Genomic DNA, 22418 nt, shown 5'->3' with positions numbered 1-22418 from the left:
TTATCTGTTTCCCGGTTTCTGCCTTTGTTCCCGCTATGTCTTGGGAAATTATAAGGCTAAGTGGTTGAATTCTAATAATCCGCGCAAAATTTAGGTTCTGGCGCCGCGAGGCGTGGGGGTTCAAGTCCCTCCACCCGCACCACTTTTTCTGAATGCTGTCATATAACTATGTCTTGAAAAGACTGTCCAAACCATTTGTCTGGTTGGGCAGCAGCACCGCGCAGGCGTGCGTTGCTTTGTTCGTTGCGACACTTATGCCGCCGAGAAGGCCTGAAAGCTGCCGCGCGGTTCGAAGACGTGCAGGAACGCGTCGGGATGAGGGTGAATGCGATAGTTGTCCGTCTCATCGCCGAAGATCACTGTGCCATCTTCATCCAGTGCGATGACAGTCGCTTTGACAGTATCGCTAGAGTAACCGGGCATCTCAGACGGTGCTCCACCCAAATCTTCGATACCCAGAGTCTTGGCGGTTGCCAGTCCGTTGTCCTGAAGGATCTCGAAATGGGCCGGTAACATCAGATTCTTTGCCAGTTTCTCGGAATTCTTGATGCCTTGGTTAGGGATGAACTTTACCTTCACACCCGCCTTTGCCTTCACCTCTTTGAGCTGGTTCATGCAGAAAGGGCACCAGTTGGCGCGAAAAAACACCAGCAGTGTTTGTTCGCCTGTAAAGGACGCGGAGGTCGTGTGTGTTTCGTCCAGCCGTTGCAGCGGCAATTCAGATAACGCTTGGCCTTTCACAATGGCAACGTTCGGCTTGCGGCCATAGTTCGAGAAGATGTGGATGTACCATTGCATGGTGATCGCGCCAAACAAGGCCAGTCCTACGGCAACGTATTCACTTGGGGTCGTGAAACCGCCGCGCGCGGAAATTTGGTAGACTACCCAAGCTACGGCAGACAGGTTGATAAGTTGGATCACCGGCAGGTTCTTCGAGGATCGGGAAATGCCCAACGCTCCGGCTAGCACCATCAGGAAGAACGGCATGGCGAACGTCGCAAAGAATGAACCGATCCAGATCGGATCGTAGCCTGACATCCAGAACATAATAGCTAAACCAGCGTCCCTGGCCTTCTTGCGGCGCCAGGGTGAGAACGTCGCCGGGCTTCACGCTAAGCTCACTGTCCAGTACCGCGCGGAACTGGTGCCCTTCCACGTCACACGTCACCAGCATATGCGGGCCCAATGGCTCCACAATCTTGGCCCGTGCCAAGGCCCTGATCCGAAACGCGCAAATCTTCCGGGCGAATGGCCCATTTCAGGTTTTTGCCGCTGGCTGGACCCTCAAGGCTTTGCCCTGCAACTGTCCAGCGACCAGAGCCCGAAGACTCAGCCGGAAGGAAATTCATTGGCGGATCGCCGATGAAACTGGCCACAAACTCGGCTGCTGGATCCCGATATACTTCGATGGGTGAGGCTGCCTGAACAATTTTGCCCTGATGTATGACACTGATCCGGTCAGCCATGGACATGGCCTCGACCTGATCGTGAGTCACGTAAGTGGCAGCGGTTTTGCTTTCGGCCAGAACCCCCTTCAACTCGGCACGCATTTCCATCCGCAACAGCGCGTCGAGGTTCGACAGGGGTTCGACGATATCGAAGACACGGCCGTTTCGACGCCGGGCCTTTCAACCATGGCAATCAACCCAAAGAAACTAGGCACGCAATTGGCTGAAATCCTTCTGGACCGAATGCGAACACCCGAACTGCCAGTCCGTCATTTTGAGCATTCCGCGACCTTGGTTGCACGGGGAACATCAGGGCCAGTTCCTGACCATTGAACCTATTCCCAGAATTTGCTGTAGGTATTCATCGTTGCCCTCGCTGACATTGTGCGAGCAGGGGAGCGGTCATATATGATCGGTGCAGCGAATGTTCGGTTTGAGCCCGTACTTTGCAACACGGCCTGGGAAAACGGCCTTTACGTTCAGCGGTTCTCTGCGATTTTGACAAGCTACACTAATTAATCTGCGCTCATTTAGCGCCACACGACAGCTTTAGCGTGTCGAATGCTAAATGCCCCAAAATCGTTTTGATGAACTGATGGATTTCGTCTGCGTCCGCTATGGCTATTGTGGAGGTGTCGTTGATGGGAAACCGATGCATGTAACGCATTTCATTCATGAATATGGGAACGTAGCTGCCGGTGAATTTTCTGAATGGGTGATGTTGGCAAAAGATATTGGTCCGGATTCGAACTTGGGTTTTCGTGACCAGCATAAAAAGGACATAGAGGCTGCATTCATAAAGATCATGGGAAGCGCAGTAGTTCCTGCCAAAGAATTGAGATGGGATGCAGAAGACTAAGTGACTTGTGTCGAAGCAGTTGAAGCGAATGATGCTCTATCCGCAATGCGTGAGTTCGACCAATTGGAATTCCGCGGCACCGTCTCGGGTGCCGCGGAGATTTTTAATTTAGAACGACCAGCGAAGTCCCGCCCGCAAGAAGGGGCCCTGGGCGTCGCTGCCGATTTCTTGTTCGGCATTCAGTTCAAGCTGAATGTCCTCGACAAGATATTGCTCGTAGCCAACCGCGACACGAGCGCCGGTGAAGTCGGTAGATGCAAAGATCAGCGACTGAGTCGATGAGAATACGGTCACATCAGCATCTGTTGTTCCCAGATCGCGCCGCAGAACACCGCTGAGCTGCCCGCTTAGGATACCGCCATTACCGAACTGCTTTTCAGCCTCTACACCCAGTTGGGCTTCGATGACTTCGGTGGTGACATCTCCGACCGTGGCGTTGGCGCTTGAGCGTGTTTCGGTGTAGCCATCGTCCTTCTGGTTGGTATAGCGCGCGTTCGCAAATCCGAGCAGCCCGAAATCACCACTGACGTCGAACCCGCGTTCTACCGCGATATGCGCTGTCAACAGCCTGCTGTCATAATCGGCATGGGCATCATCGCTGCCATTGATTTGACGGGTGCGGTCTGTCGAAAGCCAGCCATAGCCAAACCCAGCTTCAAGCGTATAGGCACCAATCTGTCGACCCACGGCGGCGTCAAGAAAAAAGCCGGTCGTGTCAAAGTCCGCGGACTCGTTATCTCCGTCCGCCGAGAACACGCCCATGCCAACAGCCAACGCAATGCCGTTGTCCATTTGACCGGTAATCCCGGCGCTGCCGCTGAAAAGCGATACGTCCAGATCGCTGCCGGTTTCAGGGTCGAACTCTCGATACTGTGCATCGATCATCGCAAATGGCCTGAAGCCCGCAAAGGTGAACCCCTGCGCAACCTGCTCTGACGGTGCATAGTTCAGCGCGTTGCCACTGCTGCCTACGACGCTGCCGTAAAAGGCGACGACGTCGCCTGAAACCGCAAAATCATCAGCATCTACAGCGGCATATACTGGTGCTGCTCCGCCCTCATCCTGCACGAACCAGGCAGAGCCCTCTTCGGACACGGTGGTCGTGAAGACACCCGCTCCGGGCGTGGCGTCTTCAAAGTTGAACACAGCGCTGCCGCCCTGCGCGTCGAGATTTACGTTGTGCGCGTCGACCCGTATGACGCCGTCGACATCATCATTGGTGTCAGCGTTAAGCGTGCCCGAACCCGTCCCGAGATAAACGGCATAAACCTCGTCATTGCCGGAAACCCGGATGGTTCCCAAGCCGTCGATCGTGCCGTCAAAGTTGTCGAATTGGATACCGGCAGCACGTGTCCCGGCAGAACCGGTCCCATGAACAGTGATCTGTCCGGTGTTCGAGAACGATCCCTGCATGTCATTGGCGTAGATACCGATTGCCGTTGACTGGTCCGGCGATAGTCCACCGCCATCCATCCCACCCTGGGCGGTGACCGTGATATTGCCCGAGTTCGAGATGTCTCCGGTTGCGGTTTCGTCGACGTATACGCCGTAGGCTTCGGCCTCGGTATCCCGCGAGATGGCGGTGGCCGTGATATTGCCCGAGTTTGTGATGGTACCGCTCAGATTGTCTGTCAGATAAAATCCTGCGGCAGTTGCCGAGTCTTCGGCAGCCTCGGCACGCAAGGTCATGGTCCCCGAGTTGGTGACCGTTCCCGAAACGTCATCGCCAATATACATGCCCGAAGCTGTCGCCTCGTCACCGGTATTAAGAGAAAGCGCGGTCCCGGTGATCGTACCCGAGTTGATTACGGTGCCTTCAACCAGATCTTCGAGGTAAAATCCGCCTGCATAGGCCTCATCATCGGTATCGGCACTTGCGAATGCAGTGATCGTGCCGCTGTTGATGATGGTTGCGCCTTCCAGCATATCATCATCGACGAAGATACCATATGCCGAAGCGTCGGATTCAACCGCCAAGGCAGTTACTTTGATCGTACCGCTGTTTTCAATTCGGCCGGACAGATCACTATCGACAGCAATGCCATAGGCGATCGCCTCATAGGTTGTTGGAGCAGATGCGAAAATGTCCAGAGTGCCCGTGTTCAAGATCACACCGGACGCATCGCCATCAACGAAAATCCCGAATGCAGAGGCAGTACTGTCAACGGTGGTGATGGCAACCGATTTTATGGTGCCCGAGTTCACAATCTCACCGGTCTCTAGCAGGTCATCCTCGACATAGATGCCCCAGGCATAGGCGTAATCGTCGGCGAAGGATCTGGCGCGTACATCGATTGTGCCCGTGTTTCGGATGGAACCACCAACGTCGCCATCAACGGCGATACCGTAGATAGATGCGGTGCTTCCCGCGGAGGTGTTGATAAGCCCATCGACCCTTATCGTGCCGGTGTTCAAGATTTCGCCGGTCTCTGTAAGGTCTCCGTCGACATAGATACCCCAGGCTTCGATGTCCCCATCAGTCGATTGCACATCGACCTCTATGGTGCCGTTGTTCACGATCGAACCGGCGACATCACCATTGACCTGGACTGCATAAATATCCTGAGGGTCTGAGCCCGTAATATCCAGCGATATGGAGCCGTTATTCACCAGTTCGCCGCCCTCAAGCAGGCCGCCATCCAGGCGCAGGCCCGTCGCCGTATCCGTGTCGGTGGCAGTGACCGAAATCGACCCGTTATTGGTAAACGTGCTTGAGTAATCCGTAGTGATCGTCAGGGCGGCGGCCGTCGAAGATGTAATCTCAATCGCGCCGCTTGCGGTCACTTCGTGATCCGCATCGGTTGCGAAAACCTGAGGCGTCGTCACCACATTCGAGATCGTATCCGCATGTACGTTCCCGGCAGTCAGTGCAACCATCGATACCTGTGCCAGCAACGCGGCAGGAGCCGCACTCACAATTTGGCCTTTCCACTTGAAAAGACGCCCCCCACGGAGCTTGGGGGCGTTCACCCCCGACCCATTTTTAGACATTTACTATCCCGTTAGATTTTTTTGTCTTTTTTGTCGAAGCTTGCCGCGTATTCGCGATCGGCTCCGCTTATGAACTGTTAAAAAGTCGTTAACATATATGCAATCCACCAATTTTGCATTGCATAAGATGATCTATTGCTGTTGGAAATTCGTAGGAAAACTGCAACACAATGTGGCAATTTGACGGCGCTTGGTATCAGGTTGCTATCATGCGCCAGCCCGGAGCTACTTGAATGCCAAAAAACCAGACTTTGTCCATCGGAGAAGCCTATAACCAAGGTGTTCAGGCATTTGAAACAGGGCAATTGAACAAAGCTGTCAAGGTTCTGAACCAAGTCCTCAAGGCGGCGCCCGAATATGCCCCTGCGCATCAACTGCTTGGCGTAATTGCGTTTCAAACCGGTCAGACCGGGCCTGCCGAAAATGCCATGCGCGAAGCGATCCGATTGCAGCCAGACAATGCCGGGTTCCTGTCAAATTTTACCGAAGTTTTGCGCACGAACGGAAAATCTGAAGAAGCACTCAAGGTCGGTAAACGTGCGGTTCAGCTTGCTCCAGGGGTTGCAAATGCGCATTCAAACCTTGGGTTGGCCTATTATGATATGGGTGAACTGTCCGAAGCCGAAGCCTGTCAGAAAAGAGCGTTGGCCCTAAACCCCGATCTGATTGCGGCGTTGAATAATCTGGGATCGATCGCGCGCGACAACGAGGACAGAGAAGGGGCAATTTCATTCTACCGCCGGGTGCTGGACCTGCGCCCGGGCTATCTGGAGAGTGTGAACAACCTCATTTCCGTATTGATCGAAGCTGAACAGTCGGAAGAGGCCACAGAGCTGGCAGATGATTACCTTGGCAAGGGACATGTTTCCTCAGAGCTGCATCGCAATCGGGGACGGTTACACGTTTTGCAGTGCGAATGGGACGAAGCCGAACGCTGTTTTCGGAATGCAATTTCGCTGGATGAGAAGAAGCCTGAATCCTATGTCGGGCTTGCACAGGTTCTGACCGAGAAAAACCTGCATGAACTTGCCCTTGTCGAGGCTGAAAAAGCGCAGCGCTTAGACCCCAGCCACGCACCTGCGTATCACTATATCGCCGTCTGCAAATCGCACCTTGGCGACCTTGAGGCCGGTTTTGCCAATTACGAAAAGACCCTTGAACTAAAACCAGATTTTTCGGCCACGATGATCGCATTGGGGCATCTGGAGATGGAGCGCGGCAACTTTGACGCCGCCCGCAGTTGGTTCAACAAGGCGGCTGAAAGGGACAAGGCGCGTCTGAATGCGCAGATCGCGTTGGTCAGGTTGGACAAGATTGCCGAAGACAACCCTGATTTTCAGGCTCTTGTGGCCGCGTTGCCCGGGGTCGACAAGTTGCCGCCCGAACAATCGGTTTCGTATCACTACGCTTTAGGGAAATGCTATGAGGACCTCAAGCGCTACGACAGCGCTTTTGAGCATTTTGCAATAGGGGCCGCGCTAAAGCGCAGCATTATCGATTTTGACGCGGACCAGATCGAGGAAACCGCCGACGATCTGATTTCGATGTTTACGCCAGAGCTGGTCCAAAAGCTCCGCCAAAATTCTGTAGATAGCAGCCAGCCGATCTTTGTTGTTGGTATGCCCCGATCTGGAACCACGCTGACCGAGTCGATCCTCGCCAGCCACCCCTACGTTTTTGGGGCCGGAGAGTTGAGCTATATGCACAAGCTGTTTACCGATCAGTTGCGCGGTGGAAACAAGAAAACGGGCAGTCTGATCGCCGCTCTGCCGGATCACGAGATTTCGAAACGCGCCCAACAATATATCCAGCAGCTTGACGCGCACGCGCCTGGTAAACCGTTTATCGTCGATAAGATGCCTGCGAATTTTCTGATGGTTGGTCTGATACACGCGATCATGCCCAACGCACGGATCGTGCATGTCGCGCGCAATCCAATGGATACGTGCCTGTCCTGTTTCACACGGGTTTTTCAGCGCAGCCAGTATCACAGCTATGACCAGGTCGAGCTTGGCCGGTACTTCAACGCCTATGTTCGCGTCATGCAACACTGGAATGATATCCTTCCGTCGGGCAGTTTTCACACCGTTCACTATGAAAACCTGGTCGAGAACATTGAGTTTGAAGCGCGTCGCCTGATCGCCTTTTGTGGTCTTGAATGGGATGATCGCTGCCTTGAATTTCACAAAGATGCGCGGCGAGTTCGTACCGCCAGTGTTCAGCAAGTGCGCCAGCCGCTGTACAAGTCCTCAAAGGAAAAATGGCTAAACTACAAATCTCATCTAACCCCGCTTATTGAAACTATCGGAGAAGCAAGGATTTCTTTCTGAAAGATTTTCGCTGAAACCTAAAATTGAAGGTTGCCGGTGTGAAGTAGGGCGCTGTTTTCGATCCAAAATCACCAATGTCAGCTGGTTTAGAACGCCCGAATGTGCGTTTCGCGATTTGCTAAAGGCTCAGAACCTAACTCTCGCAATGCATAGATGAACCAATTTATTCCCGCCGCGCCATCACGTGATGCATGACCAAGTTCAGCACTTCGACATCATCCTGATTAAATGTCCGATAGCAAAACCGTACCGTTCCCCGGTCGGGTTTGGAACGAGACGGCGTCAGCGCTTCGACCGTAATACGAGCGCAGAGCGTGTCGTCCGGGAAAACAGGAGCGAGCCACCGAACCTCGTCCATACCATGACCGCCCAAGTTGGTGCCGGTGAGTACACCGGTGTCACGAAATAGTCGGAAAGTGAGTGCTATGGTTTGAAAGCCGCTGGCAATAATGCCGCCAAAAATCGACGCGGCCGCTGCCACTTTGTCCACGTGAAAGGGTTGCGGGTCGTATGTAAGCGCAAAGTCAATAATCGCTCCATCGGTAAGTGTGATCCCACCGGTTTCAAAAGTGTCTCCAACTGATAGGTCGTCAAAATATTTTCCGCTGATCATTGGAAAAGCATAGTTAAACGCAAAGTTCTCCGTCAACGGGAACCCTAATTCGCTGTCCTCTACGATGCGTAGATGGCAAGTGACACGTATTTCCGGTTCGAGCCCGACGCGGACCTCAAATGAAATGAATGCCGCAATCAAAAACCGGGTAAGCGGCACCACGGCTGCCTTGCTGGGTGCATAAGCCGCTGCCGCGCCCCAGCTCCCGTTTCCAGCTGTGCAAATGGTTGCAAGCGCGGACGGCATAGGTCTGGGATCGTAAAATCAAAGAAATGAATAACCCGGTTATTCGCTCGCTGCGCCAGAAGCCTGTAACAGAGCGTCTGCATGGGCCTGCAGATCCGATGTGACCCGCAGAAACTCGGAAATATTGTTATAGGCCAGAATTGGGATAACGGCGACTGCCGAGGCCAAAAAAAACATGCGGCCTTTTCCAAGCACGGAGAACCCGGCCAGCAAGAACATCGCTGGGACATAGCTCATGGAATACAGGAATGTCTCATCACCGTAGAAGAAATGCAGCACCCCTTCGAACAAAAGGTACAAAAGCAGTGCCTGCGCGATTGGCGCATTCCGCCCCGGGTTCAGGATGGCCCGGGACAAACCCGCGATGAACACGATGGCCCATAGCACGAGCCCTGCAATACCAACCCAAGCGACTGTCTGAACGGGAGAAATCTGTACGGACAGGCGCATCCACTCGGGGAAGGTTGGATTGTCAAGAAACGGAACTTCGGGGATGGCGATGGAATAAGCAAAGAAAGCCCGGAACTTTTCAAACGGCCCCCCAGCCAGGTCATGCAGGACATAGGCGAACTCCGTTTTGAGGCGCGGAACAAAGAATTCTGCGCGTGGAAAGGCAACAGTCTGTAGAGCGAAGACGATGGTTGCGATTGCAAATCCGTCAACAAGAATTCGAAAAGCGCGTCTGTAGGTGTTGGAGGCAAGGACAGTCAGAATGCCTGCCATCCAGTTGGTAATCGTCATCGAAAATGCAATCACACTTGAAATTGACTGCAATATCGGCGGTATCGTACCACGCTGCATCATAGTCCCGAAGGCCAAGGCAATTGTGACCGTCAAACCGGCAAAGGCATGTACCTCTGGTACGGGCATCCAGAAAATAGCTGCACTGGATACTGCACCCAAAGCCGTGAACACAATCGCGTCAAAACGTGGCAGGCCGAGCCCGCGGAACCCGCCGAACAGGGCCGCGCTCCAAAGGCCCGCTGTGGCGGAAAGCACCCCGAAGACGGCCAATCGTTCAGAGAGGCCCGCCACGATCAGCGCCTTGGTCGGCGTATACATGATTATGGCCTGCAGCGGGTGAACATTGGTTCGGTAATTGTTGGCGTAACGATCCAGCATTACTGGGTGGACCCGGATCAGATCGGCCTCGAACCAGACCCAGGCGTCGCGGGTCGGATCGATTAACGCCTGGGGGATCTGGCTGGCGAGTAACCAGTACCCTGCTCCGACCAGAAGGCTGATCATAAAAGCAAGGCCCAGATCGACCCTGCTGGCGGCAAGCCAGGCTTTGAAACGTCCAAGGTTTTGAAAAAGCTTCAGGCGCGTATCGGGAAGGTCATTGACAATTTCGCCCAGAATTCGTCGCAGCATTTGTAACCTCAAACCCGAAAATAACGCAAAACAGTTTTAGTTAGTCACCAATTAAGCCGAAATCCTACCTCTTATGCGGTCGTCAGCAAATGACGCTTGCTTATTTTTCGCACGCGAAACACTTTCCGATTGGGCTGGTGTTATGGGCAATTCCATGCAGCGACATCCTCGGCAGTTATTGGGTATCTTGTCGCCTCCATCACTTCGGGCACCTGACTTGCATCATATCGGTCCATGACCCATTCCCAGACGGGTTCGCCGGCGCTGGTCACCTCCAGCGCTCGGCCGGCGCGGGATTCAGTTAGCAGAAGATTTCCATTGGGCAGCTTTTGCCATTTCCCGGACCACTTGGTGTAGAACGGTTGGTCGGGTTGTTTGGGAAAGAGAATGGCGCGTTCTTGCGTATGGGGTTGTACTGCGACGATACGCGATCCTCCCTGCAGGCCTCCGCCCTCGGTTCGGTCGTAGTTGTTGTCAAAGATGCCGATCCATCCGTCACCGATGAAATCCGGGTCGTGCTGAAACAGAGACTCTGAATAGGTGTGCCATTTCACTTCTAGCGTTTCCGAGTCCAGCACCATGAGCATATGTAGATCCCGCAGGGAAACAACGATGTCACCCGCATCGAACAACGGATATTCAGCGGCCATATCCGGTGACAGTTCTTCTATGTCGTTGAGGTGAAAGATATCGCCGTGATAATTCCTGCCTGTCCTCAGATACACGTCGCTCAGGCCGTTTTTCTCAAACACTTCGATCGAGCTGATGGATTTCAGGATCTCGCCATTGGGGCTGACTTTCATGAATACGTCTTCGTAGACAGGGAAGGACACGATATCGAAAAGCGCCTCATCCCGCCCGTCACGAGAGCGCAGTTCCTGATTGCCGGACACCCAAAAAGAACCGTCATCATTCGCTGAGATTGAGTGATGCGCACTGGGTTCTGACAATGACCACAACACATCACCACAGGCCGACATACGCGCGATCCCGATGAATTCGAAGTTGAACAAAATGTCGCCATTGGGAAAAAGATGCGAGCCGTGAATATAGGGATAGTTATGCCGCCCGCCGAAGATCTCACCCGGATCAGGCGCCCAGGAATGCAGGACCGCGCCGGATTCATCTATCAGCCGGACGCCTGCATGCCAGTCGAATTCGGGAAAATATGATGTGATAAGCGTTGTGCCGGGTGCAATGGCGTCGGCGTCGTGAATGCGAACCCCTTCAAAATCATATCGCACCGGCATCAGCCGGTCAGGTTCCTTCATGAAGGCCTTGACCTCATTCCATGCCTGAACCGCGATCCGGTATGGGGCCAGATGCAGATAGGCAGACGCAAGACCCGCCAGAAAAGTGATTGCCAACAAACAAGCCAGCGACAGCAATGCAAGCAGGCGATCAGACATCGTTTCAAAGTCCTTAGCTACAATCTGTCTGGTAACGTTGGGATTTTGTCTGGTGGCGATCAAGCTTTAATCAGGTCACGCTTGCCGTTTTGTGGATTGCCTGTTTGGTTTCGCGGCTTTTTTTGGGTGTTTGGGAGGATGGTGCAACCTTGGGACGCTTAAATTCGCGTGTATCAGATTTGGCAACAATGCGGCCGATCTTGCAACATAGTCACTAATTCCTTGCAACATGGACGCATAAGGCTCCATTTTTTTGCAAAAGAGGTTAGTCTTAGAGCGTGCTGCAGAAGTGTTACAGAGTATTAAGTTTAGTGTTATAGGGTGCAAGCGAACAAAATGGAGCGTTTCTTCGAAAAATTGCCTGAGCGTTTGTTCTGGGTTTGCCTTCTACTTGCCATCGTTTGCTTGTCAGTACTCTACGGAATTTTCGCGCAACTTAAAAAATGGCCTCCGGCACCTCAAATTAGTCTCGCATACGAGGTGATGTTCGTTGAGCGGTCTTTGACCAGAGCGGTTTATCGCGAACACCTACAGCCCTCACGCGGCCAGGGCGATGGTGTCATGATCAATGAACACCCGGATCGTCAGGACGCCATTTTGTTGATGGGTTTCTTTGACAAAGAGAATCAGGCCCGGCTAGTGAAACGCGACGGCAGTGTCATTCGCAAATGGTCACTGGACTATTTTGAACACTACCCAGATGCGCAGGCACGTCCCTGTGATTTTTTGGAGGATACATTAGCTGCAGATGTACACGGTGCGTTACTAACCCCGAAGGGTGAACTGGTGTTCAGTTATGAATATTGTGGGACGGTCAAGCTGGATCAGTGTTCTAATCTACTCTGGGCGCTTGATGAACCATCGCATCATTCAATCGTTACGTCCGAACAGGGCGGGTATCTGACACTTGGACGCAACGAGTGGCCCGCTGAGGAGGTCGTTGATCGTATCCCATCCTATTTTTCAGCGGCTCCAGATGAATGGATATTGGAGGACGTGGTTCTAAGGCTTGATGAGCAGGGCGAGATAATCGAGCGTATATCGATCCCCGAATTGATCATGGAGAACGGTCTGACTGCGTTATTGACGACCAATAGTCAGGATTTCAAAGTGAAGGGGATAACCAAGAACGAATTGCTTCACGCCAACAAGATTGATGAGCTGTCGACCGAATTGGCTGAAAAGTTTCCATTATTCAATGCAGGGGATTGGGTGATTTCGGTACGGGGACTCAATCTTGTAATGGTGGTGGACCCTGCCACGCGAACAGTGAAGTGGCACCAGACCGGGCCCTGGATTCGACAGCATGACCCGGAATTTCGCCCTGATGGTAAGATATCTATTTTCAACAACAATACGTATGTGGAGGCGTATACATGGCATGACAAAACACGACTAGATGCACCTAGGGATACAAACATCATGGTCATTGACCCGGTTACCCGTGAGACTGAGATCGTTTTTGGCAGTAAGCCCGGTCAAGAGATGCTGTCGGTCATCCGGGGACAACACGAGCTTTTGGACGACGATGGGGTTCTGATCACCGAATTCGACGCGGGGCGGGTGCTGGAAATAGATGGAACTGGCAACGTGATCTGGGAATATGTCAATAAATTCGATGAGGAATTTGTGGGTGAGGTCGCCAATGCAAAACTCTACCCATTGAGTTATTTTGAAACTGATTGGAAGGAATGCGCGTAATGAAATGGTTTGCAAAATTTCGGGCAGGGGCGAGTTTTGTACCGCTGTGGTTTGTCGGAGCGGTGTTATTAGTGATGCAGGCAAGCCAGGCTCACGCCTATATCGGCCCTGGCGCCGGGCTGGGCGCGATTGCGGTCACGATTGCCGTGGTGCTGGGCGGCCTCTTTCTTATTGTCGGGCTGGTCTGGTTTCCGTTGAAGAGATTGCTCCGCGGCAAGAAGGCCTCGGCTGAAGCAGGTAAAGAGACCGACGCGGCGCAATGATACAGGCTGTTACCGTTTCGCTTTTGGCGGTGGCGGGGTTCATTCTTGCTTTGTGGTGGACAAATATCGCGGGTATTGCCCGCGGGATTGTTGGTGCAAGCATGGCGGGTGTGGCCGCGCTGTTTGACAACCAGTTGTCTGACGATGCCAAAGAAGTTGCAGCGCGGCGGGCAGGGGGTCAGTTAGTTTTAGGGGGCTTGAACCTGGCAGGGCGCATTGTTGTGGCGTTGGCTGCGGCAGGCCTTCCCATCTTGCTGGCGGATTTTGTGGGCCTGGTGCCTGGCAGCGCGGTTCTGGATGTCATGCTGCGGTTGGATTACATCGTCATCGTGTCCATCCTGGCCTTTGCAACGGTGAAGATCGTCAACCATTTGCGTCGTACCCATGCAGCGGCAGAGAACAACGGCCCCCAATATTCGCCTGTGGATCAGTTTGTTCACAACCTGGCATTTTCCGGCCCCGGGGTTCAGAAAATGGCCGCACGGGCCGAGGCGCGCCTGATACCGCGCCCTCCGATGCCCGACGTTTCGCAACCTATTTTTGTGACGTCTCTGGCGCGTGGTGGCACCACAGCGGTTCTCAACGCTCTGCATGATGCACCCGAAGTGGCGACGCACACGTATCGGGATATGCCTTTTGTGACAGCGCCTGCGCTTTGGGACAAGCTGGCCGGTGGACAGGGACGCGGAGTGCGCAGACGGCAGAGAGCCCACGGGGACGGAATGGAGATCGACCTTGAAAGCGCAGAAGCGTTTGAGGAAGTGATCTGGAAAATGTTCTGGCCAGAGAGGTACAAAGAAGCCTCAATCCCGCTGTGGCAGGCCGGGGATACAAATGAAAAGGCCGACCGGTTTCTACGAAACCACATGAGCAGCATTATCCGGGCGCGCAATCTTCAGGCCGGGCCGCAGAGCGTTGAGAAGACGCGCTATTGTTCCAAGAACAATGCCAACATTGCCCGGATTCCCTATCTACTCAAATCCTATCCTGATTGCAGAATCGTGGTTCCCGTAAGGCGTCCTGAAAGTCATGCCGAGTCCCTGCTGCGGCAGCACAACAACTTTAGCAAGCTGCAAACCCAGGACAGTTTTGTATCCCGTTATATGGCTGATATCGGCCATTTCGAGTTCGGAAATCTGCATAGGCCCTTTCGGTTTTCCGGGTTCGAGCCGATGCAAATGGATACACACACGCCTAGTTACTGGCTGCAATACTGGACCTGCGCCTTTCGGGACCTGCTGGAGTACAAGGATAGGTGTATCTTTCTTCTGCAGGACGACTTGCGCGCCTCACCTCAGGCTACGATGGAAGGGCTGTATGAAACCCTCGGTCTGTCGCCCGGTGAGCAGGGTTTCGGGCAGTATTTTCATTCGAAGCCTGACGTGGCCGCAGCAGAGAATTTCGATCCCGATCCCTTGCAAGAAGCGCTTGACGTCTATTTTGCGCTGGAAAAACACGGGGTGTGTCACAAGCTTTAGATCGACGTTGTCAAACAAGCATTTGGCGGGCTGTTGAAAATTTCCCGCCTTCGTATCAAGGTGGTAACTCTTAATCCGGGCAGTAATTTTTTGAATAGTTTAATGTACCAGTTCGCTACAGGGTAATGCAGATGAAGTTTACTCGTTTCTTTACGGAATATTTTCCTTTGGTTTTGTTCTGCCTTTCCGTTTTGAGTGCGGCATATGCTTATGGGGTCGTTAGTTATAAGTTTGAGTGGTTTCCTGTTCCAGTTCTGCAAAAAGCCAAAGCAGGATTTGACGCTTGGCGACAACTTGAAGCTAAAGAAACGATATATGGCAAGGTGGCAGACGTTTCTGAACCGAAAGATGATCTGACAACTTGGCTTGTCGAACCCAGAAGCTTCGACGACTTGTTGCTGATTACAGGTGGTTTTGATGAACAACCTGAACTGTGCCCGGATCATGGTTGTATTGCTTGGATAATGGACCGCGACGGGAACGTATACCATACTTGGAGTGTGTCGAGGGCGGATCTTTTTGAGGGACAAGATTTTGAAGGGTTTAGCGGCAAGCCAAATCGTAATAATGTGAATGTAACGGGCGTTGATTTAGATACCAATGGCGACTTGGTTGTGACGTTTCAGGGTCGAAACATTTTTCCCTATCATGTCGGCTCAATGCGGATTGATCGGGACAGCAATATTCTCTGGTCCTATTTGAACAACGGTCATCACTGGCCGCATGTTGCGAAAAACGGCGATGCCCTTTTGCCGTGGTCCCAAATCGAGCAGCCTCCAGAAATTAACATTGGACCAACTCGGATTGATACCCGCTGTTCAGGACTTCCCGGAGCCGTTTACGAGGAAGGGTTTCAGATCATTGATCCATCTGGTCAAAGAATACGCGCAGTACGTTTTGAAGATCTATTTGTAAAAAACGGATTGATGGGGTTGGCATATTCAGTGCGCGACGGGTGTGATCCATATCATATCAATGGGCTTGTGGAGCTAAACGAAGAAACCGCCTCGAAGATTGAGGGGGCAGAGGCGGGTGATATTGCCTTGTCACTGCGATCCTCCAGTTCACTGGTTATTGTGGACCGATATGACGACATTGTTCATCGCGTAATAATGGGGCCGATGGCTGCGCAGCATTCACCAAATGTAACCAACGGTGGGACGTTCGTTTTGTTCGACAATCTTGGTGGTCTCGCTTCGCAAGGTGGCACTCGTATTATTGAAATTGATCCAGTAACAGGTCTGGGCACATCACTTTTCCCATTGGCTGATGATACCGAGTCCGTTCTATTTTCCGAGGAACAAGGTCTCGTGCGGTTAAGCAAAGGTAACGAACGTGCTTTGGTATCGGTTTCGGAAACCGGACAGGTTCTGGAGGTCGATTTGCGGAATGGAAAACCGATTTGGGAGTACCTGAATCAAACCAGCCTCTCAGGGTTTTATAACCGCATTGGAGAGACGCCTGATGTCGACTTCGTCATAATGGAAACACGAGGTGCAGATTATGTCGCTCGGGATTTTGTAGAAACGGTATTGGGTGTAACAGCGCCAATTGGATCGGTGCCGCCAAAAGCCAATTGAACGGTCAATCTGTGTTGGTATTGATATAATGAGTTCCGCGCACTTTATTCATATGCGAAATTCTGTTCTGTGCCAGCACTTCAACAATCGCACCGGCTAGCTTTTGATGGCCCGTTTCCGACAGATGCCCATCCGGGAAAAGATAGTCCTCAGCCTCTAAAATGTCCGGCGTATGAAGGATCGTTACGTCAGATACCTTTGAGCGCAAAAGGTCGAGGCTCGGCGAGGTCGCGAGGACTTCGGTGAAACGCCCCCCCCGACCGCTTGTGTTCACGTCGAAAACAATCAGGTGCGGTGGGGTGGGGCCCCAATCCCAATTGGCCAAAACCTCGATCAACACATCGGGGCCACTCAGGTCTGCCATTTGCAGATCGTACTGCTCATCCTCGCCATCCTCGCCGCCAATGAAACGCCAGCGAAGCTCATTAAGGAAGGCGGGCAAGTAATGCCCAAACCCTCCGCCTGTCCCTTCGTTTCCGGCGACGAGTTTGGCATAGGTTTCTTGCGACATAGCAGACAGCGTGCCGTCGTGAAGATAGCGTCGGTTTTCGTAGCCGTCATTGTCGCTATATTGGACAATCACTGTCTTCAGGTTGCTGCGGTCAAGTCGGTCCAGCGTCATAAGCTCTCGGACTGTGCCATAGGATGACACGCCGGTGTTCAGCGTTTTGCGCCCGGTTTCGGCCTCGATAACGTCGGCAAAGGTCATTCCTTGCCCGACACCCCAACCCATTGCCTGGCTATCGCCAAGAACCACGATTTCGGGCGCATCAATAGACGCTTCATCATCGCGATATCCTGCCGAATTCACGACAAGCTCGGTTGAAAAGCCAGTGTTTTCGAAGGTGCAATTGCCGGGCTGCAACGTATAGCCCAGCTCAGAGTCGTAGCGTGCGCATTCCGGAAGGTATTGAACATACGAGACATTCGCCCAGTAAATCTTTTGCGCAAGCCGGTCCACTGCGCGGATGCCCGTCGGAGACTCCCGCGCGACAAGCCAGGCAAGCGTGGCTTCCAGACCAATCAGAAGAACCGCAAGGATCAAGGCATTTATAGCAACGACGCGCCACATCCGGTTTCAGTCCAACCCACAGCTGATTTTGTTGTCTATTGCCTTCGACTGGTCCTGACCATTAATCCGCAACACGACAAACCCTTTAACAAAGTAACATTCCGCTCATAGCACAAAATGCCGCGTCAAGGGAACGATGTTGTCTGCCACTCAGAATGCCAGCCGCGTTGGTCTGTGGCATTTTTTGTCCTTTTGGCCTCGTTCCTAATGCCTTTCATCTCTTCGCCTGAGAATGAGACAATGATGCTTGATTGGAAACAACGTCAGGATTCCATTGACTTGCAAAAAAATGCTATGAAACTGACAAATGGTGTACCTGTACACGGCCCGATCTGTGCTGAAACTATTTGGTTTCAGTATCTGATGTTTTCATGGGCCGGCACGCGGGAAAGGGTGAAAAGTATTCGGTTTTGAGTTTTAGTTCAGAGTGAAATGTTCATAGATCTTCTGTCTTGGGAATTCCTGCTGTTTTCGGCGTTTGCTATAATCTTGGTTGTGTCTTCGACAGGGCCTGTGCGGACGGTCGGCTTTCTTGGCGCCAATATCGCCTTCATTTTTGCGCTTCTCGGTCCAATCGGTTTGGCCTCAACCTTGTTCTTTTCAGGATTGGGGTGGGGGCTGACCCGGGTGCATCTGACGGCGTCCAGATGGGCGGCAATTCTGTCGGCAACTCTGCTGGTCCTCGTTTTTATCTACATGCTGGACTATGAATTCCTGGGATTGTTCCTGCCGGACGCAGCACGCCTGTCATTCCTGCAAACAGTTGGTTTGAGCTTTCTGTTGTTTCGTATCTTGCATGTCATGATTGATGCCCGGTCAGGTGTCATCGACCGCATTGATTCCGCTGTTTATCCCAACTACCTCTTGGCGTTTACCACGTTCATGATGGGTCCGATCCAACGATATCAGGATTTTCGCGACCAATGGGCAGATCGTACTCAAGCCATCGAGATGACGTATGAAGCTCATCTTGATGCCGGGCTGAGAATTCTCTGGGGGCTTGTCAAAGTATACGTCATTGGAACATTCATCTTCCGTTTTGCGCTACAGCCCTATACCGATGTCCTTGCGCTGAGTTTGGGTGAATTCTGGCTTCAATTGGTAGCCTTCTATTTTTTTCTCTATATGAACTTTTCCGGCTACTGCGACGTTGTGATCGGTATCGGCAGTCTGATGGGCATTCGGCCACCCGAGAATTTCAACAACCCGTATTTTGCTCAGAACATTGCGGATTTTTGGCTCCGCCAGCACAGATCTCTCACGTTGTGGTTAACGGACTACGTGTTCAACCCGGTGTATAAAAAGGCCCTCAGTTCCAGTTCTTTTGCCAGTTTGCCGCTGGCCGCCGGGATCATTGCGGCCATGCTGACCATGCTTGTTTCTGGCCTTTGGCACGGCACCACAATCGGGTTTTTGATCTTTGGTCTCGTGCATGGGACGTGGCTCGCGATTTATCGGATATGGGATCACGTTTTGGTGGCGCGCCTTGGGAAAAAACGGCTGCGAAAGATCAGGGCAAGCTGGCCCGGACGGGTTGTCGGAATGGCGATTACCTTGCACGCGGCTGCCTTTGCGTTCCTGTTCTTCCAGTTGGACACACCAAGCGTCGTTGCGCTTTTGAGAGGTCTTTTGTGATGTGGTTGACCCTTTTCCCCAATCGGTCTGTTCGGATGACCATTAAGATTCTCGTCGCAGCGGGGCTTGTTGGTGTTCTTTTTGTTTTCTCCGCAACGGAGGTCGACTTTGTCTACACGGGTTTCTAGGAAACTGCGCCTTTCGCTTGCGACCCTTGGGACAATTGGGGCCGTCGTTGTGTTGGTCTTTTCGGCGCTGACATGGCTGGCCATCAGCGCCGAGCGCAGCTTTTTCATGTTCCCGTATAAACAGGAAAGCTGGTACCGCTTTCTGCTGCCGTCGCAATTTGTGGTCCAGGACAAACCCGTCATCATGTTGGCTGGCCCCTCTACAGTACGCGAGAACCTGCGATGGGAGCAGGTGCAGGAGGCGTTTCCCGATTATCACATCTATCAGGGGGGGATCAGTCTGGGCACGATTGAAGACGTGATAATCTCGCTGAAACTGATCGAGGCAGCCTATGGTGAAGACGCATTGCCGGACTATGTCGTTCTTGGTCTCGGGCCCCGTTTCATTGCCAACCTGCCGCCCGATCGGCCTTTTAAATCAATTGTTGATACCTACAGCCCCTGGTCCGTGACAACTGGTCCAAACGGGGTTGAGCTGCACAAAAAATCGCTATTTGGCGCTGCGCGGGCCAAAATCCGCTTTGTTGGAAAGCAGCCCGAGCGTTTCAGGTCTGCGCTGCGTGCTTGGGCTGCCTATTGGGGTCGCGAATTCGAAGAATGGCCCATTGGCGAGTCTGTCTTGCGCCAAACCGGGTTGCTGAATATGTGGCAATCGCAGGTCGAAAGGCAGGGAAGGCTTGTATCACCTTACAAATTTGCCAGAAGCGCTGGCCTGAACGAAGCGGATCTTGCTAATTTTATGTCAGGCGGCTGGTGGGAGTCCGTTTTCGACTGGGATGCGCGCAAGAATAGCGGCGCTGCAGTTGAACGTCTGCGCCAGCTTATGGAGTTCCTTGATGCGCATGACATAGGCGTCGCGGTCGTAAATATGCCCGAGCGGTCATATTCCCGCGACCGATTTACTTTCGAGTATGACGACTATCTCGGAGCGATCCACGACGGCATTGGTCAAGCACCGTTTCTCGATCTGAGTGTTTTTGCGCACGATAGTGAATTTTTCGATGCTGAACACACCATACCAGAAGGGTCACAGCGTTTGACGGCCCACGTAACAGCTTGGATTCAGTCATTATTGAATTAATGTGAGGGGGAAAGAGAATATATTGCCGAAGTGATTGATTATAGTGTTACTAGTTAAGCAATTACCCTGAATTTTGGGGGAGGTTAGATGGTTTCAGGTGTAAAGGCAGGGAGTGTTTCCCCTGACACAGCTATGCCCGACGAACAAACGCGGACCCGGATTCTGGGTTCTCTGCGAGCGACCGAGTCCATTCAGGACTATCTCTCGTTGTGTCGCAAATGGCGCAAGATCGACCGGACCGCTGGCGATGACGGGCGCGCCGAATTGCGGGTTGTGCTTCTGAGCGGCGCAACAACGGACTTCCTTGAACTTCCTCTTCGTGCAGAGCTTGACAGCTTTGGCCTTCGCGCCCGCATTCACCGCCCGGACTTCAACACTCATGTCTCCGAGCTTATGGATTCTGCCAGTGCTACGGCCGAGTTCTCTCCGCAGATTGCAGTTCTTCTGCTTGGGGCATCAGATATCACTGAATGGCCAGCTGTGGGGGATACTGAGGCGGGCGTGGCAAAGCTGGCCGACCGGTTTGTTGACCTGTGGCTGAACAACATCTGCGCAACGTTCAATCGGGAATCCGGGGCTGAAATCATCCTTGGCAACCTGCATCTGCCACCGACTTCATCGACCGGTCACCTTAGCCGTCGCCTGCCTTGGGACCGAACCAATTTCGTGCGTCGGATCAATCAGCTTTTGGCGGAGCGGGCACCAAAATATGTCCATACACTGGACCTGGAGCTTCTCTCGGCCCGCTACGGGGTCCAAAACTGGTTCGAACCCCGCTTTTGGTACCACGCCAAACAACCTGTCTCATTCGATTGCATGATCCCGCTTGTGCGCGACATGGCTGGGATTATCGCGGCCATCTACGGCAAGACTTCGAAATGTATCGTGCTGGATCTGGATAATACCCTGTGGGGCGGAATTGTCGGTGACGATGGGGTGAATGGCATCAAGATTGGCCAGGGCAGCGCTGAAGGTGAGGCCTTCCTGGCCTTTCAAAACTATCTGCTTGAGTTGAAGGCGCGTGGCATTCTTCTTGCCGTGGCCTCAAAAAACGAAGACGCCAACGCGCGCGCGCCATTCGATACGCTGGATGACATGGCGTTGAAATTCGCCGACTTTGTGTCGTTCAAGGCAAACTGGGGACCCAAACCCGATAGTATCGCGGCCATCGCGAAGGAACTGAACATTGGGCTCGACGCGATCATTTTTGTCGACGACAATCCGGCGGAGCGTGCTTTGGTACGGCAGAGCTTACCGGAAGTTCGTGTGCTGGAATTGGGCGACGATCCTTCGGAATACCCATATCTTCTAAGCAGGTCCGGCTGGCTTGAGACAATCGAGATTACCAGTGAGGACCGCAAGAAATCCGAACAATACGCAGCCAATCGATCGCGTACCGAGCTTGCGGAAAGCGCAGTAGACTATGACAGCTATCTGCGCTCGTTGAATCAGAAAGCGGTGATCCGCCCGTTCGAGCCAGAGCATTTCGACCGGATTACGCAGCTTATCAATAAAACCAATCAGTTTAACCTGACCACCCAACGGATGACGCAATCCGAGGTAGAGGCACTGGCAGCCAGTGACAGCACGCTTACGGCGTATATGAGGTTGAAGGACAGCTTTGGTGACAATGGCCTCATCAGCGTAGCTGCAGGATCTGTTGTGGGTGACACGCTGACACTTGATCTTTGGCTCATGAGCTGCCGCGTTTTCAAAAGAGGCGCCGAGTTTGCTATGGCGAATTATCTTTTGCAGGAAGCCGCGCGCCGAGGGATTGCAAATGTAAGGGGTCTCTACCGGCCAACGGCAAAGAACGGCCTAGTCGAAAACCTCTATGCCGATCTTAACTTTGAAAAGGACGGTCCTGCGGAACAAAATGGTACAAATTGGAGCCGAACACTTGCAGGGTTCGAACCGTTTCCAGTCAGCATTGAAATAGTGGAGGATTTTGCGTGACCGAAAGTGAGGTATGGCAGCGTTTAACATCGGTCTTTCAGGACGTCTTCGAGGATGACGAGATCACCTTGAGCCCTGAGACCACGGCCGAAGCAATTGAGGATTGGGATTCCCTGACGAACATCCAGTTACTGATCGCCATCGAGAAAGCTTTTCCAGGGCTTCAGTTCAGCACCGGGGAGGTTGCGAACCTCGCAAATGTGGGTGATTTGGTTTCGGCGATAATAAAGCGCGTTGCAACTTGACGCTACCAC

18 protein-coding genes are annotated in these 22418 nt (G+C 52.8%); 11 read left to right on the top strand and 7 right to left on the bottom strand.

All coding sequences use genetic code 11. The annotated features are described in order from the left end of the window. Positions 1-252: 252 nt before the first annotated feature. Both ACR0DL_RS11290 and ACR0DL_RS11285 read right to left on the bottom strand, forming a co-directional pair. A complete protein-coding gene (locus ACR0DL_RS11290; protein ID WP_480689213.1) occupies positions 253-1047 on the bottom strand; it encodes a TlpA family protein disulfide reductase in 795 nt (264 codons plus the stop codon). A 110-nt stretch (positions 1048-1157) separates the two neighbouring features. Next, complete coding sequence (locus tag ACR0DL_RS11285) at positions 1158-1550, bottom strand: hypothetical protein (protein WP_480689215.1); 393 nt, start codon at positions 1548-1550, stop codon at positions 1158-1160. Between ACR0DL_RS11285 and ACR0DL_RS11280 the strand changes: the two genes are divergently transcribed. Next, positions 1440-1781 (top strand): substrate-binding domain-containing protein, encoded by a 342-nt coding sequence (locus ACR0DL_RS11280; RefSeq protein ID WP_480689211.1) that lies wholly within the window; start codon positions 1440-1442, stop codon positions 1779-1781. The two genes, ACR0DL_RS11285 and ACR0DL_RS11280, sit on opposite strands and share 111 nt — an antisense overlap. A gap of 235 nt (positions 1782-2016) precedes the next feature. Further along, positions 2017-2307 carry a hypothetical protein gene (locus tag ACR0DL_RS11275; protein WP_480689209.1) on the top strand — a complete coding sequence of 97 codons (291 nt, stop codon included), beginning with the start codon at positions 2017-2019 and terminating at the stop codon, positions 2305-2307. Positions 2308-2415: 108 nt separating this feature from the next. On the opposite strand, the gene ACR0DL_RS11270 is transcribed toward ACR0DL_RS11275, so the two are convergent. Continuing rightward, positions 2416-5223: an autotransporter outer membrane beta-barrel domain-containing protein gene (locus ACR0DL_RS11270; protein ID WP_480689207.1), complete on the bottom strand. Its 2808-nt coding sequence runs from the start codon at positions 5221-5223 to the stop codon at positions 2416-2418. Between the two features lie 308 nt (positions 5224-5531). On the opposite strand from ACR0DL_RS11270, the gene ACR0DL_RS11265 reads away from it, so the two are divergent. Continuing rightward, a complete protein-coding gene (locus tag ACR0DL_RS11265; protein WP_480689205.1) occupies positions 5532-7628 on the top strand; it encodes a tetratricopeptide repeat-containing sulfotransferase family protein in 2097 nt (698 codons plus the stop codon). Positions 7629-7791: 163 nt separating this feature from the next. Here the strand turns inward: ACR0DL_RS11265 and ACR0DL_RS11260 are convergent, their stop codons facing one another. The 3 genes from ACR0DL_RS11260 to ACR0DL_RS11250 form a co-directional block, all read right to left on the bottom strand. Continuing rightward, positions 7792-8487 (bottom strand): MaoC family dehydratase, encoded by a 696-nt coding sequence (locus ACR0DL_RS11260; protein WP_480689203.1) that lies wholly within the window; start codon positions 8485-8487, stop codon positions 7792-7794. Between the two features lie 39 nt (positions 8488-8526). After that, on the bottom strand, positions 8527-9861 hold the full coding sequence (locus ACR0DL_RS11255) for a hypothetical protein (protein WP_480689201.1): 1335 nt from the start codon (positions 9859-9861) through the stop codon (positions 8527-8529). A gap of 140 nt (positions 9862-10001) precedes the next feature. Continuing rightward, positions 10002-11270, bottom strand: coding sequence for an arylsulfotransferase family protein (locus tag ACR0DL_RS11250; RefSeq protein ID WP_480689200.1), 1269 nt, complete (start codon positions 11268-11270; stop codon positions 10002-10004). Between the two features lie 336 nt (positions 11271-11606). On the opposite strand from ACR0DL_RS11250, the gene ACR0DL_RS11245 reads away from it, so the two are divergent. From ACR0DL_RS11245 to ACR0DL_RS11230, 4 genes are all read left to right on the top strand, one after another. Then, entirely contained in the window at positions 11607-12971 is a 1365-nt protein-coding gene (locus ACR0DL_RS11245) for an arylsulfotransferase family protein (RefSeq protein WP_480689198.1), read from the top strand. Next, on the top strand, positions 12971-13234 hold the full coding sequence (locus ACR0DL_RS11240; protein WP_480689196.1) for a hypothetical protein: 264 nt from the start codon (positions 12971-12973) through the stop codon (positions 13232-13234). Before ACR0DL_RS11245 ends, ACR0DL_RS11240 begins: the two co-directional genes overlap by 1 nt. Next, the gene (locus tag ACR0DL_RS11235) at positions 13231-14712 is read left to right on the top strand and encodes a sulfotransferase (RefSeq protein ID WP_480689194.1); all 1482 of its coding nucleotides are present in this window, start codon (positions 13231-13233) and stop codon (positions 14710-14712) included. Before ACR0DL_RS11240 ends, ACR0DL_RS11235 begins: the two co-directional genes overlap by 4 nt. Positions 14713-14843: 131 nt before the next feature. Continuing rightward, positions 14844-16292: an arylsulfotransferase family protein gene (locus tag ACR0DL_RS11230; RefSeq protein ID WP_480689192.1), complete on the top strand. Its 1449-nt coding sequence runs from the start codon at positions 14844-14846 to the stop codon at positions 16290-16292. 4 nt (positions 16293-16296) lie between these two features. Here the strand turns inward: ACR0DL_RS11230 and ACR0DL_RS11225 are convergent, their stop codons facing one another. Further along, a complete protein-coding gene (locus ACR0DL_RS11225; RefSeq protein WP_480689190.1) occupies positions 16297-17364 on the bottom strand; it encodes a hypothetical protein in 1068 nt (355 codons plus the stop codon). Positions 17365-17796: 432 nt separating this feature from the next. Here ACR0DL_RS11225 and ACR0DL_RS11220 point away from each other — a divergent pair, with 432 nt between their 5' ends. From ACR0DL_RS11220 to ACR0DL_RS11205, 4 genes are all read left to right on the top strand, one after another. Beyond that, complete coding sequence (locus ACR0DL_RS11220) at positions 17797-18999, top strand: MBOAT family O-acyltransferase (RefSeq protein WP_480689188.1); 1203 nt, start codon at positions 17797-17799, stop codon at positions 18997-18999. Positions 19000-19107: 108 nt separating this feature from the next. Next, positions 19108-20208: a hypothetical protein gene (locus tag ACR0DL_RS11215; protein WP_480689186.1), complete on the top strand. Its 1101-nt coding sequence runs from the start codon at positions 19108-19110 to the stop codon at positions 20206-20208. A 132-nt stretch (positions 20209-20340) separates the two neighbouring features. Further along, positions 20341-22164: an HAD-IIIC family phosphatase gene (locus tag ACR0DL_RS11210; protein WP_480689184.1), complete on the top strand. Its 1824-nt coding sequence runs from the start codon at positions 20341-20343 to the stop codon at positions 22162-22164. Beyond that, entirely contained in the window at positions 22161-22409 is a 249-nt protein-coding gene (locus ACR0DL_RS11205; protein ID WP_170412474.1) for an acyl carrier protein, read from the top strand. The genes ACR0DL_RS11210 and ACR0DL_RS11205 overlap by 4 nt, the downstream gene beginning before the upstream one ends. Positions 22410-22418 lie beyond the last annotated feature (9 nt).

The sequence above is a fragment of the Ruegeria sp. BB5 genome (genome assembly GCF_056539405.1).
The sequence above is the reverse complement of the archived record's forward strand: the minus strand, read 5'-3'. Positions and strand labels throughout refer to the sequence as shown.

Excerpts from the sequence above, each read along its gene's own strand:
- ACR0DL_RS11290 (WP_480689213.1), bottom strand. The coding sequence starts at position 1,047 with ATGTTCTGGATGTCAGGCTACGATCCGATCTGGATCGGTTCATTCTTT.
- ACR0DL_RS11280 (WP_480689211.1), top strand. The coding sequence starts at position 1,440 with ATGTATGACACTGATCCGGTCAGCCATGGACATGGCCTCGACCTGATC.
- ACR0DL_RS11285 (WP_480689215.1), bottom strand. The coding sequence starts at position 1,550 with ATGCGTGCCGAGTTGAAGGGGGTTCTGGCCGAAAGCAAAACCGCTGCC.
- ACR0DL_RS11275 (WP_480689209.1), top strand. The coding sequence starts at position 2,017 with ATGCCCCAAAATCGTTTTGATGAACTGATGGATTTCGTCTGCGTCCGC.
- ACR0DL_RS11265 (WP_480689205.1), top strand. The coding sequence starts at position 5,532 with ATGCCAAAAAACCAGACTTTGTCCATCGGAGAAGCCTATAACCAAGGT.
- ACR0DL_RS11260 (WP_480689203.1), bottom strand. The coding sequence starts at position 8,487 with ATGCCGTCCGCGCTTGCAACCATTTGCACAGCTGGAAACGGGAGCTGG.
- ACR0DL_RS11255 (WP_480689201.1), bottom strand. The coding sequence starts at position 9,861 with ATGCTGCGACGAATTCTGGGCGAAATTGTCAATGACCTTCCCGATACG.
- ACR0DL_RS11250 (WP_480689200.1), bottom strand. The coding sequence starts at position 11,270 with ATGTCTGATCGCCTGCTTGCATTGCTGTCGCTGGCTTGTTTGTTGGCA.
- ACR0DL_RS11245 (WP_480689198.1), top strand. The coding sequence starts at position 11,607 with ATGGAGCGTTTCTTCGAAAAATTGCCTGAGCGTTTGTTCTGGGTTTGC.
- ACR0DL_RS11240 (WP_480689196.1), top strand. The coding sequence starts at position 12,971 with ATGAAATGGTTTGCAAAATTTCGGGCAGGGGCGAGTTTTGTACCGCTG.
- ACR0DL_RS11235 (WP_480689194.1), top strand. The coding sequence starts at position 13,231 with ATGATACAGGCTGTTACCGTTTCGCTTTTGGCGGTGGCGGGGTTCATT.
- ACR0DL_RS11230 (WP_480689192.1), top strand. The coding sequence starts at position 14,844 with ATGAAGTTTACTCGTTTCTTTACGGAATATTTTCCTTTGGTTTTGTTC.
- ACR0DL_RS11225 (WP_480689190.1), bottom strand. The coding sequence starts at position 17,364 with ATGTGGCGCGTCGTTGCTATAAATGCCTTGATCCTTGCGGTTCTTCTG.
- ACR0DL_RS11220 (WP_480689188.1), top strand. The coding sequence starts at position 17,797 with ATGTTCATAGATCTTCTGTCTTGGGAATTCCTGCTGTTTTCGGCGTTT.
- ACR0DL_RS11210 (WP_480689184.1), top strand. The coding sequence starts at position 20,341 with ATGCCCGACGAACAAACGCGGACCCGGATTCTGGGTTCTCTGCGAGCG.